The following is a 14,003-nucleotide window of genomic DNA, read 5'->3' as shown; positions in this document are numbered from 1 at the left end:
TGATCGTTCCCACGCTCCGCGTGGGAATGCCTCACTGGACGCTCCGCGTCCGCTTTTGGGACGCAGAGCGTCCCTGGCTGCATTCCCACGCAGAGCGTGGGAACGATCAGGAAGGGGGGGCTAAGCCGCCGGTTGACTGTGCGGAAACAACAAATCCACAAACCGCTCGGCCGTCGGCTGCGGTTCGTGGTTGGCCAGTCCGGCGCGCTCATTGGCTTCGATAAACACATACTCCGGTTGATCGGCGGCAGGCACCATCAGGTCGAGCCCGACCATTGGAATGTCCAGCGCCCGCGCCGCGCGCACCGCCGCATCCACCAAGGTTGGATGCAGGATCGCCGTCACATCCTCAAGAATCCCGCCGGTATGAAGGTTCGCCGTACGCCGTACGAACAGATGCTCGCCCGCCGGCAGAATGCTGTTGTAGTCAAAACCCGCCGCCTTCAAGGTGCGCTCGGTCTCGTGATCCAGCGGGATTTTGCTTTCTCCGCTGGTAGCCGCCTGACGACGCCGGCTCTGCGCTTCGATCAGCGCACCGATGGAATGCTGGCCATCACCGACCACTTCTGCCGGACGACGAATCGCCGCGGCGACCACCTCAAAACCGATCACCACAATCCGCAAGTCGAGGCCTTCGTGGAAACTCTCCAGCAGCACGCGACTGTCGAACTGGCGGGCGGATTCGATGGCTTGCTGGACCTCTTCGATGCTCCGTAAATCCACCGCGACGCCTTGGCCTTGTTCGCCATCCAGCGGTTTGACCACGACCCGTTCGTGCTCGTCGAGAAACGCCAGGTTGTCGTCGGCATTACCGGCCAGTTGCTGCGCCGGCAGGTTCAAACCGGCGGCCTTGAGCACTTTGTGCGTCAGGCTTTTGTCCTGGCACAACGTCATGCTGATAGCGCTTGTCAGGTCGCTGAGGGATTCACGGCAACGTACGCGGCGACTGCCATGGATCAAGGTGAACAGGCCGGCATCGGCGTCATCGACTTGCACTTCGATGCCGCGACGGTGCGCTTCCTCGACGATGATCCGTGCATAAGGATTGAACTCGGCTTCGGGACCCGGGCCGAGAAACAACGGCTGATTAATGCAGTTCTTGCGCTTGATCGCGAAGGTCGACAGGTTGCGAAACCCCAGCTTGGCGTAAAGGCTTTTCGCCTGCCGGTTGTCGTGCAGCACCGACAGGTCCAGGTAACTCAGCCCACGGCTCATGAAGTGTTCGATCAAATGTCGCACCAGCACTTCACCGACACCCGGACGCGAACATTGCGGATCGACTGCCAGGCACCACAGGCTGCTGCCATTTTCCGGATCGTTGAACGCCGTGTGGTGATTGAGGCCCATGACGCTGCCGATGATCGCACCGCTGTCCTCATCTTCGGCCAGCCAATAGACGGGCCCGCCCTGATGACGCGGCGTCAGCAGGCTCGCATCGATCGGCAGCATGCCGCGCAACAGATACAGCTGATTGATCGCCTGCCAGTCCGCGTCGCTCTGGGCCCGGCGAATGCGAAAGCCGCGAAACACCCGAGTCGACTGGCGGTAATCGCTGAACCACAGGCGCAAGGTGTCGGACGGGTCGAGAAACAACTGGGCCGGTTCCAGCCCCAGCACTTGCTGAGGCGCAGCCACGTACAGGGCGATGTCGCGTTCACCGGTGTGCTCGTTGAGCAGCTCTTGGGCCAGGCTCGCCGCATCCGGAAAGGTATGGCCGATCAGCAACCGGCCCCAACCGCAATGCACGGCGATGGGTGCAGCGCCCAATTCACTGCCGTCTTCGGCCAGGCGCGCCTGCAAGCGTTCGTAAGAGGGCGCCTGACCGCGCAACAAGCGTTGGCTGTAGGCCGTGGCGTGGGGTTTCATCGATCAGATTCCTTGTTCGCTGAGCCACAGGTTCAGCGCCGCCAATTGCCACAGCTTGGAACCGCGCAACGGGGTCAATTGACCTTGTGGATCGGTCAGCAGACGGTCGAGCATCGCCGGGTTGAACAGGCCGCGATCCTGACTCGGATCGAGCAGCAGTTCGCGCACCCAGTTCAGCGTATCGCCTTGCAAATGCTTCAGGCCGGGGACCGGGAAGTAGCCTTTCTTGCGATCGATCACTTCACTCGGAATCACCAGCCGCGCCGCTTCTTTCAAGACCTGCTTGCCGCCATCGGGCAGTTTGAATTTGCCCGGCACGCGCGCCGACAATTCCACCAGGCGATAGTCGAGAAACGGTGTGCGCGCTTCCAGGCCCCAGGCCATGGTCATGTTGTCGACGCGTTTGACCGGGTCGTCCACCAGCATGATCGTGCTGTCCAGGCGCAGGGCTTTGTCCACCGCGGCATCGGCGCCGGGTTGTGCGAAATGTTCCTTCACGAAGTCACCAGCAGCGTCATTCGCTGTCAGCCATTTCGGCTGCACGGTGGCGGCGTAGTCGTCGTAGCTGCGGTCGAAAAAGGCATCGCGATAGGCGGTGTACGGATCTTCGGCGCCGTCGACTTGTGGATACCAGTGATACCCGGCGAACAACTCGTCCGCGCCTTGGCCGCTCTGCACCACTTTGCAGTGCTTGGCCACTTCACGGGACAGCAGATAGAACGCGATGCAGTCATGGCTGACCATCGGTTCGCTCATGGCGCGGAATGCCGCGGGCAATTGCTCGATAATTTCTTTTTCGTCGATGCGCAATTGGTGATGCTGGGTGCCGTAGTGCTTGGCGATCAGGTCCGAATACTGGAACTCGTCGCCGCGCTCGCCGCCGGCATCCTGGAAACCGATGGAGAAGGTCGACAGGTTTTCCACGCCGACTTCACGCAACAGGCCGACCAGCAGGCTCGAATCGACACCGCCCGACAGCAGCACCCCGACGTCGACTGCCGCACGTTGACGGATCGCCACCGCGTCACGGGTGCTGTCGAGTACGCGGTCACGCCAGTCTTCGAGTGTCAGATTCATCTCGTCGGCGTGTGGGCCGTAGGGCAGGGTCCACCAGATTTTCTGCTCAGTGGTGCCATCGGCTTCGATGCGCATCCAGGTCGCCGGTGGCAGTTTTTCGATGCCGGCCAGCAAGGTGCGCGGTGCCGGGACCACGGCGTGGAAATTCAGATAATGATTGAGTGCCACCGGGTCGAGGATCGGGTTGATGTCGCCGCCCTTGAGCAACGCCGGCAGTGCCGAGGCAAAGCGCAGGCGCTGACCGGTGCGCGACAGGTACAGCGGCTTCACGCCGAGACGGTCGCGGGCGATGAACAGGCGTTGGGCATCGCGCTCCCAGATGGCGAAGGCGAACATGCCGTTGAGTTTGGGTAGCAGTGCTTCGCCCCAGGCGTGATAACCCTTGAGCAGCACTTCGGTGTCACCACCGGAATAGAACGCATAACCGAGGCTTTCAAGCTCGGTGCGCAGTTCCGGGAAGTTGTAGATCGCGCCGTTGAAGGCCAGGGACAAGCCCAGTTGGTTGTCGATCATCGGCTGCGCCGAGCCGTCCGACAGGTCCATGATTTTCAGGCGACGATGGCCCAGGGCAATCGGCCCTTGGGCATGAAAGCCCCATGCGTCAGGGCCGCGTGGGGCCAGGTGATGGGTGATTCGTTCAACGGCCGCGAGGTCCGCAGGTTGATGATCAAAGCGTAACTCGCCAGCTAATCCGCACATAAATTCCTTACCGGTTTTTCCGTTGGGGAGGGTCAATCGATACCGCGCCAAAAACGGCGGGTACTCAGAAACTGACCCGGCTGAATCCCTGGAGTTTTAGACCGATAAGTTATAAGGCGCGGCGTCAGACTTTTCCGCGGACCAATTGGCGCACGGCAAAACGGTTGGGATGGCAGGCTTCGGCAACCATTCTGGGCAGGGGCAGCGGTTCGTTTTCGATCCATGCCGCGAGCAATTCACCCGACAGTGGCGCGGTGATCAAACCGCGAGAGCCGTGGCCGCTGTTGACGTAAAAACCCTCAAGCCAGGGGCAGGGAATATCCGGTACTTGCCGGGCGTCCTTGCCCAGTACGGCGTAGGCATCGGCGAAGGCTGCTGATTCGGCCAGCGGGCCAACGATCGGCAGGTAGTCCGGGCTGGTGCAGCGGAACGCGGCGCGTCCTTCAAGCAGTTGCGGGTCCAATTCCTGTGCATGCAGCCGCCTGGCCAGGTCGGGGGAAATTTCCTCCAGCAAAGCCAGGTTGCCGAGGTGTTCGGCGAGGGTCGGGGTCAGGTCGTCGCTCTTGAAGTCGAAGCTGGCGCCGAGGGTGTGTTCGCCCAGTCGAGCCGGCGCCACATAGCCTTCGGCGCAGACGACGGTGGCCAGGCTCTGGCTTTCCGGTGTTTGCGCCAACCGAGTGATCTGGCCACGAATGCGTTTGAGGGGCAGCTCGGCGCTTTGAGGGAAACGTTTGATCTCGGCGGCGCCGGCCAGGATCACCACGGTAGCACTGGCCAGCAAATCATCACCGTCCCAAGCCTGCCACTGATCATCAACTTTGCGCAGTTCCAGGACATCGCGATGGGGCAGCCACTGGATGTTCGCTGAAGATGCTTGCCAATGGCACAACGCCGGCGGGTGAACCCAGCCGCCCTCCGGGAAAAATAATCCGCCGTGCTCCAGGGCGATCCCGGCCTGAGCCTGGGCTTGCGGTTGATCGAGCAAGTGCACCAGGTCTGGCGAAAAGGCGGCGGCCAATTGCGCCTGGCGTTCGGCTTCCTTGGCATTGAAGGCCAGTTGCAAGACCCCGCAATCGTCCCAGTCGATGCCCCGTTGCAGCTGTTCGAGCAAGCGTCGGGTGTGACCGAAACCACTGACAATCAATTGCGACAACGCGGTGCCATGGGCCGAAAGCTTGAGATAAAGCACGCCCTGTGGATTGCCCGAGGCTTCTTGCGCCAGCGCATCGTGACGCTCCAGCAGGCTGACTTGCCAACCCCGCGCGGCGAGACTGGCGGCCGTGGCGCAACCGGCCAGGCCGGCGCCAATCACCAGTGCCCGACGTTCGCCGGTCAATGGCGTCGGACGTGCGAACCATGGTTTGACTGCGGCGGGCGCCGGGACTTCTTCCGGCCAGCCAAGAAAAACGCCTCGCAGGATCTCCCATTTGTGGCCGATGCCGGGCGTGCGCTTCATCTTGAAGCCTGCGGCATTCAACAGGCGGCGAACCCAACCTGTGCTGGTGAAGGTGCTGATGGTCGAGCCGGGGGCCGCCAGGCGTGCCAGTTCGGCGAACAGCTCGGCGGTCCACATGTCGGGGTTTTTCGCCGGGGCAAAACCGTCGAGAAACCAGGCGTCGATCTGCGCGTCGAGTTGTGGCAATTGTTCCAGCGCATCGCCGATCAGCAGGGTCAAGGTCACGCGGCCGTTGTCCAGCACCAGGCGCTGGAAGCCTGGATGGATCGCGACGTATTGCGTCAGCAATTGATCGGCAAACGGCTTGAGTTCCGGCCACAAGGCCAGGGCGCGCTGCAGGTCGGGCAGGCTCAGCGGGTACTTTTCGACACTGACAAAATGCAGTCGCGCCCCCGCCACCGCGTGCTGTTCGAACAGCTGCCAGGCGCAAAGGAAATTCAGCCCGGTGCCGAAACCGGTCTCGCCAATCACCAGTCGACCGCTCGCCGGCAGCGCGGCAAAGCGTTCACGCAAAGCGTTCTGTTCGAGGAACACGTAGCGGGTTTCGTCCAGCCCCGACAGGTCGGAGAAATACACATCATCGAACACCCGCGAACGCGGGAGCCCTTGGTCGTCCCAGTCGAGCTGGGCGTGGGGCAATACAGGTTTCATGGCAGGCTCGGCAACGGCAAGGCGGCCATTCTAGCCGATCGCCGGGGTGGTGCTTGATCCATGGCAACGCATGCGCTCGCAGATTCGCTGAAAATCTGTAGCAGCTGCCGAAGGCTGCGTTCGATCGCGCAGCGGTCGCAAAAACAGCCGATGCATTTTTCAGGTAAAACGTGAACTCAGGATTTACGACCGCTGCGCGATCGAACGCAGCCTTCGGCAGCTGCTACAGGAAACGTCGTTGCTGGGAAGTCAGGGATTTCTCCTGCGGAAACCACTCAATCCGCTAGTCTTGCTCAATCTGGAAAGGGAGCCATCCATGTTCGAATCCGCCGAAATCGGTCACGCCATCGACAAAGAAACCTACGAAGCCGAAGAACCAGCCCTGCGTGAAGCCCTGCTCGAAGCGCAGTTCGAACTGCACCAGCAACGCCGCTTCCCGGTGATCATCCTGATCAATGGCATCGAAGGCGCCGGCAAGGGCGAGACGGTCAAGTTGCTCAACGAATGGATGGACCCACGCTTGATCGAGGTCCGCACGTTCGATCAGCAGACCGACGAAGAGCTGGCGCGGCCACCGGCCTGGCGCTACTGGCGGATGCTTCCGGCCAAGGGCCGCATGGGGATTTTCTTCGGCAACTGGTACAGCCAGATGCTGCAAGGCCGGGTGCATGGCTTGTTCAAGGACCCGGTGCTGGATCAGGTCATCAACCAGTCCGAGCGCTTTGAAAAAATGCTCTGCGACGAAGGCGCGCTGATCTTCAAGTTCTGGTTCCACCTCTCCAAGAAGCAAATGAAGGCGCGGCTCAAGGCCCTGGCGGATGACCCGCTGCACAGTTGGCGCATCAGTCCGCTGGACTGGCAGCAATCGCAAACCTACGACAAGTTCGTGAAATACGGCGAACGCGTGTTGCGCCGTACCAGCCGCGACTATGCGCCCTGGCATGTGATCGAAGGGGTGGACCCGCATTACCGCAGCCTGGCGGTGGGCAAGATCCTGCTCGAAGGCCTGCAAAGCGCCCTGAAGCGACACAAGGTCCATCCTTCCAAGGTCAATGCCGCGCCGTTGCCGATCCATGTCGATCAACTGAGCCTGCTCGACAGCCTGGATTTGACCCTGCGCCTGGACAAGGACGATTACGAAGAACAATTGATTACCGAACAGGCACGATTCTCCGGCCTGATGCGCGACAAACGCATGCGTCGGCATGCCTTGGTGGCGGTGTTCGAGGGCAATGACGCGGCCGGCAAGGGTGGGGCGATCCGCCGGGTTGCCGCGGCCCTCGATCCGCGTCAGTACAACATCGTGCCGATTGCCGCGCCCACTGAAGAGGAACGGGCGCAGCCTTATCTGTGGCGGTTCTGGCGGCACATCCCGGCCAAGGGCAAGTTCACGGTGTTCGATCGTTCGTGGTACGGGCGCGTGCTGGTGGAACGCGTCGAGGGCTACTGCCCACCGGCTGACTGGTTGCGGGCCTACAGTGAAATCAATGATTTTGAAGAACTGATCGCCGAGGCCGGGGTGATCGTGGTCAAGTTCTGGCTGGCCATCGACAAGCAGACGCAACTGGAGCGCTTCCAGGCGCGGGAAGAGATTCCCTTCAAGCGTTTCAAGATCACCGAAGATGACTGGCGCAATCGTGACAAATGGGACGCCTACCGCGCGGCGGTCGGTGACATGGTCGATCGCACCAGCACCGAGATCTCGCCCTGGACACTGATAGAAGCCAATGACAAGCGCTGGGCGCGGGTCAAAGTCCTGCGCACCATCAATCTGGCGCTGGAAGAGGCGTTCGAAAAGTCCGACAAACACAACAGGAAAGCGCAACAGCACAAGAAGTGAACGATGGTTACGCATACACAGGGTGAATGATTGTCGCGGTCGGTAATGCAGTGGACTTATGCTCGGTCCACTCCCAACCGACAACAACAATGAGGTATGCCATGCGTGAAGTGGTGATCGTCGACAGTGTGCGGACCGGCCTGGCCAAATCCTTTCGCGGCAAGTTCAACATGACCCGCCCGGACGACATGGCGGCCCATTGCGTCAATGCGCTGCTGGCGCGCTCGGGCATCGACCCGGCCAGTGTCGAGGATTGCATCGTCGGTGCCGGTTCCAATGAAGGTGGCCAGGGCTTCAACATCGGACGCAACATCGCGGTGCTGTCGCGCCTGGGCACCGGCACTGCCGGCATGACCCTCAACCGTTTTTGCTCGTCGGGCTTGCAGGCGATCGCCATCGCCGCCAACCAGATCGCCTCGGGTTGCAGCGACATCATCGTCGCCGGTGGCGTCGAGTCCATCAGCCTGACCATGAAAAGCATCAACACCGACAACCTGATCAACCCGCTGCTGAAAGAGCAGGTGCCGGGCATTTATTTCCCGATGGGCCAGACCGCCGAAATCGTCGCTCGTCGTTACAACGTCAGCCGCGAAGAACAGGATCTGTACGCGCTGCAAAGTCAGCGACGTACTGCTCAGGCTCAGGCCGATCGATTGTTTGACGATGAAATCGTGCCGATGGCGGTGAAGTATCGGGTTGAAGACAAGGCCACCGGTCAGGTGCAGATCCTCGACGGCATCGTCGACCACGATGACTGCAACCGCCCGGGCACCACCCTGGAAAGCCTGGCGGGATTGAAACCGGTGTTTGCCGAAGACGGTTCGGTGACGGCGGGCAACTCTTCGCAGCTGTCCGATGGCGCGTCGATGACGCTGGTGATGAGCCTGGAAAAAGCACTGGAACTGGGGTTGAAACCGAAGGCGTTTTTCCGTGGTTTCACCGTGGCCGGTTGCGAGCCGGATGAAATGGGCATCGGCCCGGTGTTTTCGGTGCCGAAGTTGCTCAAGGCCAAGGGTTTGCGGATTTCCGACATTGATCTGTGGGAACTCAACGAAGCGTTTGCGTCCCAGTGCCTGTACAGCCGCATTCGGTTGGAGATCGATAACGACAAGTACAACGTCAATGGCGGCTCGATTTCAATCGGCCATCCGTTCGGCATGACCGGTTCGCGTCAGGTCGGGCATCTGGTGCGTGAGTTGCAGCGCCGCAATGTGCGTTACGGCATCGTCACCATGTGTGTAGGTGGCGGGATGGGGGCGACCGGGTTGTTTGAGGCGGTGCGTTAACCCTTAAAGTTCTTGCTGTTTATTAGATCGCCTTCGCGAGCAAGCCCGCTCCCACATTGACCGAGTTTCCATATTGGAGTGCGGTTGAATGTGGGAGCGGGCTTGCTCGCGAAGGGAGCGACGCGGTCTACAGGCTCATCCGCAAAAGCAGCATCCGCTCAATGTAAGCCTGTACCTCGCGCGCCAACTTCTCCGGATTTTCAAACGGGCCCTCCAGGGTGTTTTCCCGGGTGCTGAAATACAAATCCCCATTCACACGACACACCCGGTCACAGCGAAAGTGAGTGGCGGGGGCATTGTCCTGGGCGCGTTTGCCGTACATGGCGATCTCCTGAGGAATATTCCTGTTGGCGAATTCCATGAGCTTATGCATGAACCACTTGCGACGCCTGGCCAGCCGATCGACGGCATAGCGCCAATTTAATGGTGCGACCTGCACAGTTTCATTCGCGGCCCGCCCCCAACTGTCCCTGTGTACCGAACAGGTCTGAGCCTAGAATGACGGTTCTCGCCACTTGGCTTCGGGGTTCGCAATGCACATTTCATCGGGTCGCTGGGTTTACGGTCTGTTCCTGGCCTTGGTGACCGCGCTGTTGTGGGGAATCCTGCCGATCAAACTCAAGCAAGTGCTGCTGGTGATGGACCCGGTGACGGTGACCTGGTTTCGCCTGATCGTATCCGGCGGCTGCCTGTTCATTTATCTGGCGGCGACCAAGCGCCTGCCGAGCCGCAAGGTGCTCGGGCCGCGTGGTGGCTGGTTGGTGTTGATGGCGGTGCTCGGCCTGGTGGGCAACTACGTGCTGTACCTGATGGGCCTGAACCTGCTCAGCCCCGGCACCGCGCAACTGGTGGTGCAGATGGGGCCGATCATGTTGCTGATTGCCAGTCTGTTTGTGTTCAAGGAACGGTTCAGCGTGGGGCAGGGGATTGGCCTGCTCGTGCTGCTGATCGGCTTTGCCCTGTTTTTCAATCAGCGCCTGGCCGAGTTGCTGACCTCGCTGACCGATTACACCGCCGGCGTGCTGCTGGTGTTATTGGCGTCCACGGTCTGGACGTTTTACGCCTTGGGCCAGAAGCAACTGCTCACGGTATGGAATTCGCTGCAAGTGATGATGGTGATCTACCTGTTCTGCGCGTTGTTGCTGACGCCGTGGGTGCACCCGCTGGAAGCGCTGCAACTGAGCCCGCTGCAAGGCTGGCTGCTGCTGGCGTGCTGCATGAACACCCTGATCGCCTATGGCGCCTTTGCCGAAGCCCTGGCGCATTGGGAGGCATCGCGGGTCAGTGCGACGCTGGCGATCACGCCGTTGGTGACATTCGCTGCGGTGGCCGTGGCGGCGTGGTTATGGCCGGACTATGTGCATGCCGAGACGATCAATGGTCTGGGGTATGGCGGGGCGGTGCTGGTGGTGCTGGGATCGGCGCTGGTGGCGTTGGGGCCGTCGTTGATTGCGGGGCTCAGGGCTCGAAAGGCCCGAATAGCGGTCGGATGATCGTTCCCACGCTCTGCGTGGGAATGCCTCCATGGACGCTCCGCGTCCGCTTCGGCAGGGACGCGGAGCGTCCCGGGCTGCATTCCCACGCGGAGCGTGGGAACGATCAGTCAGGTCAGCCCTTGGCACCAGCCTCCAGCATATTCTCCGGCCTTACCCACGCATCAAACTCTTCATCCGTCAGATACCCCAACTGCAACGCCGCCTCACGCAAGGTCAGTCCTTCGGCATAAGCCTTCTTGGCAATCTCTGCCGATTTGTCGTAGCCAATGTGCGGATTAAGCGCCGTCACCAACATCAATCCACGCTCCAGATGTTCAGCCATTTTCTCTGCATCCGGTTCCAGACCGGTGATGCAATGCTGCTGGAAGTTGCTGCATCCATCGCCAAGCAGGCGGATCGATTGCAGCAGGTTGTGGATGATCACCGGTTTGAACACGTTCAGTTGCAGGTGCCCCTGGCTCGCGGCAAACCCGATGGCGACGTCGTTGCCCAATACCTGGCACGCCAGCATCGACAGGGCTTCGCACTGAGTCGGATTGACCTTGCCCGGCATGATCGAACTGCCCGGTTCGTTGGCCGGCAATTTCACTTCAGCGAAGCCTGCTCGCGGCCCGGAGCCGAGCAGGCGCAGGTCGTTGGCGATTTTCATCAGGGTCACGGCGAGGGTTTTCAGCGCGCCGGACAGCGTGGTCAGCGGCTCATGGCCAGCCAGGGCGGCGAACTTGTTGGGTGCGGTGACGAACGGCAGGCCGGAGAGGGCGGCCAGTTCAGCAGCGATGGCTTCGCCAAAACCGTGGGGCGAATTCAGCCCGGTGCCGACCGCGGTGCCGCCCTGGGCCAGTTCACAGACGGCCGGCAGCGCACTGCGGATCGCCCGCTCGGCGTAATCCAGTTGCGCGATGAAGGCCGACAGTTCCTGACCGAAGGTGATCGGCGTCGCGTCCATCATGTGGGTGCGGCCGGTCTTGACCAGTTTCATGTGCCGCGCGGACAACTCGGCCAATCCGCCCGACAGTTCGTTGATCGCCGGCAACAAGTGCTGTTGCACCGCCTGGGCGGCCGCGATGTGCATGGCGGTCGGGAAGCAGTCGTTGGAACTCTGGGAGCGGTTGACGTGATCGTTAGGGTGAACCGGCGACTTGCCGCCACGAGCATTACCGGCCAACTCGTTGGCGCGACCGGCGATCACTTCGTTGACGTTCATATTGCTCTGGGTGCCGCTGCCGGTCTGCCAGACCACCAGCGGGAACTGGTCGTCATGGCTGCCGTCGAGCACTTCGTCGGCGGCCTGTTCGATCAGCCGGGCGATGTCGGCGGGCAGGTCACCATTGCGGTCATTGACCCGCGCCGCGGCTTTCTTGATCAGCGCCAGGGCATGCAGCACCGCCAGCGGCATTTTTTCGTTGCCGATGGCGAAGTTAATCAGCGAGCGTTGCGTCTGAGCGCCCCAGTAGGCTTCATCCGGGACTTCAACCTGGCCAAGGCTGTCGGTTTCGATACGGCTCATCATGCACACTCCTGTAGGTCGATAGCGCAGTTTAGGCCGTGATCGCCGGCCGTGGTTCCATCAGTCTGTTTTTTGACCGTTCAGCCCCTCTAAATCAGGTGCGACAAGGCTTGGGGTTGAGTGACACAGTTTTTTAGGTGCAGAATGGTCGCCCTTGAGGTTTTGCCTCGCCTGCTAGAAAAGGAAACTCGATGACTCGTCTTCGTGCCATCTGTACCGCGGTTGCACTGGTTTGCGCCAGCGGCCAGGTTCTTGCCGATACCGCCAGCCACAACGCCAGTGCCGAAGCTTTCCTGACCCTGGCGCACGCTGACAAATTGGGCACTCCGGTGTACATGCAAGTGCAGCAAATGTTCGCTCAGCGCTTTGAGCAAACCAAAGCCCCCGAGTCGAAAAAAGCCTTGCTGGAAACTTACCAGGCCAAAGCCAACGCCGCGCTGGACCAAGCCATTGGCTGGAACAAGCTGAAGCCGGACATGGTCAAGCTCTACACCACCAACTTCAGCGAATCCGAGCTGAAAGACCTGGTCGCGTTCTACAAGTCGCCACTGGGCAAGAAAGTCCTGGAGAAAATGCCGCAGCTGACTCAGCAATCGGCCCAGATGACTCAAGCCAAGCTGGAAAGCGCGGTGCCTGTGGTCAACAAGCTGCTGGCTGACATGACGGCCGAGCTGGAGCCTAAAGGCGCCGCTCCTGCCAAGAAGAAGCCTTAAGCGGAGTTCGGTATGACCATGCAACAACGCATCGAATCAACGCTGGGCCTGTTGCAGCCGCTGCATCTGCAAGTGCTGGATGAAAGCCACATGCACAGCCGTGGGTTGCAGACCCACTTCAAGGCCGTGGTGGTCAGCCAGCAGTTCGAAGGGCTCAACCGGGTCAAGCGTCACCAGAAAGTCTACGGCACGCTCGGCGAGCTGATGGGCGAGTTCCATGCGTTGGCGCTGCATACCTACACGCCAGAGGAATGGGCACAGATCGACGCGGCTCCGGCCTCGCCGACCTGTGCTGGCGGCAGCAAGCATTGATGTGAAGGGTTGATGGGCTGTGCCAAGCCTGCAGATCGCAGTCCTAAACCACACCGTTTTTGCTAGAATCCGCAACGCGCCGCTCACCCGGCGCGTTTTTTTTCGCATCCGGTTCACCCCTTACGAGGGTAGCCACCTGGAGAATCACCCATGACACAACAGATTGTCGTGGCGGCACTGTATAAGTTCGTCACCCTGGAAGATTACGTCGCCCTGCGCGAGCCACTGCTGCAAGCGATGGTCGACAACGGCATCAAAGGCACCCTGCTGATCGCCGAAGAAGGCATCAACGGCACCGTGTCCGGCAGCCGCGAAGGCATTGACGGGCTGATGGCCTGGCTCAAGAACGACCAGCGCATGGACGACATTGACCACAAAGAGTCGTACTGCGACGACCAGCCGTTCTATCGCACCAAAGTCAAACTCAAGAAAGAAATCGTCACCCTCGGCGTCGAAGGCGTAGACCCGAACAAAAAGGTTGGCACCTATGTGGATCCGCAGAACTGGAACGCGCTGATCAGCGATCCTGAAGTGCTGTTGATCGACACCCGCAACGACTACGAAGTCTCGATCGGCACCTTTGAAGGCGCCATCGACCCGAAGACCACCAGTTTTCGCGAATTCCCCGACTACATCAAAGCCCATTTCGACCCGGCCGTGCACAAGAAAGTCGCGATGTTCTGCACCGGCGGCATTCGTTGCGAAAAGGCTTCGAGCTACATGCTCAGCCAGGGTTTCGACGAGGTCTATCACCTCAAAGGCGGCATTCTGAAATACCTCGAAGAGGTGCCGCAGGAAGAAACCAAATGGCAGGGCGACTGCTTCGTGTTCGACAACCGTGTGACCGTGCGTCATGACCTCAGCGAAGGCGACTACGATCAATGCCATGCCTGCCGTACGCCTGTCAGCGCCTCCGACCGCGCGTCCGAGCACTACGTGGCCGGCATCAGTTGCCCGCATTGCTGGGATAAGCTGAGCGAGAAGACCCGTCGCAGTGCCATCGACCGGCAAAAGCAGATCGAACTGGCCAAGGCGCGCAACCTGCCGCACCCGATCGGCTACAACTACAAGCAAACTCCTTCCGAGGCTTGAACCATGTC

At 60.7% G+C, this 14,003-nt stretch carries 11 protein-coding genes; 6 read left to right on the top strand and 5 right to left on the bottom strand.

Annotated elements, in window-relative coordinates; all coding sequences use genetic code 11:
* Nucleotides 1-120: 120 nt before the first annotated feature.
* From ngg to mnmC, 3 genes are all read right to left on the bottom strand, one after another.
* A complete protein-coding gene (ngg, locus tag AC3WP4_RS10445; protein WP_102614811.1) occupies nucleotides 121-1,866 on the bottom strand; it encodes an N-acetylglutaminylglutamine synthetase in 1,746 nt (581 codons plus the stop codon).
* Nucleotides 1,867-1,869: 3 nt separating this feature from the next.
* Nucleotides 1,870-3,642 carry an N-acetylglutaminylglutamine amidotransferase gene (locus AC3WP4_RS10440; RefSeq protein ID WP_102614810.1) on the bottom strand — a complete coding sequence of 591 codons (1,773 nt, stop codon included), beginning with the start codon at nucleotides 3,640-3,642 and terminating at the stop codon, nucleotides 1,870-1,872.
* A 124-nt stretch (nucleotides 3,643-3,766) separates the two neighbouring features.
* Nucleotides 3,767-5,749: a bifunctional tRNA (5-methylaminomethyl-2-thiouridine)(34)-methyltransferase MnmC2/FAD-dependent 5-carboxymethylaminomethyl-2-thiouridine(34) oxidoreductase MnmC1 gene (gene mnmC, locus AC3WP4_RS10435; protein WP_102614809.1), complete on the bottom strand. Its 1,983-nt coding sequence runs from the start codon at nucleotides 5,747-5,749 to the stop codon at nucleotides 3,767-3,769.
* A 316-nt stretch (nucleotides 5,750-6,065) separates the two neighbouring features.
* Here mnmC and pap point away from each other — a divergent pair, with 316 nt between their 5' ends.
* Nucleotides 6,066-7,589 (top strand): polyphosphate:AMP phosphotransferase, encoded by a 1,524-nt coding sequence (gene pap, locus AC3WP4_RS10430; RefSeq protein WP_074878892.1) that lies wholly within the window; start codon nucleotides 6,066-6,068, stop codon nucleotides 7,587-7,589.
* 101 nt (nucleotides 7,590-7,690) lie between these two features.
* Nucleotides 7,691-8,875: a thiolase family protein gene (locus AC3WP4_RS10425; RefSeq protein ID WP_076028186.1), complete on the top strand. Its 1,185-nt coding sequence runs from the start codon at nucleotides 7,691-7,693 to the stop codon at nucleotides 8,873-8,875.
* A 127-nt stretch (nucleotides 8,876-9,002) separates the two neighbouring features.
* Here the strand turns inward: AC3WP4_RS10425 and AC3WP4_RS10420 are convergent, their stop codons facing one another.
* On the bottom strand, nucleotides 9,003-9,197 hold the full coding sequence (locus AC3WP4_RS10420) for a DUF6316 family protein (RefSeq protein WP_033055288.1): 195 nt from the start codon (nucleotides 9,195-9,197) through the stop codon (nucleotides 9,003-9,005).
* Between the two features lie 211 nt (nucleotides 9,198-9,408).
* On the opposite strand from AC3WP4_RS10420, the gene AC3WP4_RS10415 reads away from it, so the two are divergent.
* Nucleotides 9,409-10,368: a DMT family transporter gene (locus tag AC3WP4_RS10415; protein WP_076028185.1), complete on the top strand. Its 960-nt coding sequence runs from the start codon at nucleotides 9,409-9,411 to the stop codon at nucleotides 10,366-10,368.
* A gap of 115 nt (nucleotides 10,369-10,483) precedes the next feature.
* Here the strand turns inward: AC3WP4_RS10415 and AC3WP4_RS10410 are convergent, their stop codons facing one another.
* Nucleotides 10,484-11,878 carry a class II fumarate hydratase gene (locus tag AC3WP4_RS10410; protein WP_074878886.1) on the bottom strand — a complete coding sequence of 465 codons (1,395 nt, stop codon included), beginning with the start codon at nucleotides 11,876-11,878 and terminating at the stop codon, nucleotides 10,484-10,486.
* 191 nt (nucleotides 11,879-12,069) lie between these two features.
* On the opposite strand from AC3WP4_RS10410, the gene AC3WP4_RS10405 reads away from it, so the two are divergent.
* From AC3WP4_RS10405 to trhO, 3 genes are all read left to right on the top strand, one after another.
* Complete coding sequence (locus AC3WP4_RS10405) at nucleotides 12,070-12,591, top strand: DUF2059 domain-containing protein (protein WP_074878884.1); 522 nt, start codon at nucleotides 12,070-12,072, stop codon at nucleotides 12,589-12,591.
* Nucleotides 12,592-12,603: 12 nt separating this feature from the next.
* On the top strand, nucleotides 12,604-12,903 hold the full coding sequence (locus tag AC3WP4_RS10400; protein ID WP_076028183.1) for a BolA family protein: 300 nt from the start codon (nucleotides 12,604-12,606) through the stop codon (nucleotides 12,901-12,903).
* A 150-nt stretch (nucleotides 12,904-13,053) separates the two neighbouring features.
* A complete protein-coding gene (gene trhO / locus AC3WP4_RS10395) occupies nucleotides 13,054-13,995 on the top strand; it encodes an oxygen-dependent tRNA uridine(34) hydroxylase TrhO (RefSeq protein WP_102614808.1) in 942 nt (313 codons plus the stop codon).
* Nucleotides 13,996-14,003: the final 8 nt, after the last annotated feature.

This window comes from Pseudomonas sp. FW305-20 (assembly GCF_058788075.1).
This window is presented reverse-complemented; position numbering and strand designations above follow the sequence as displayed.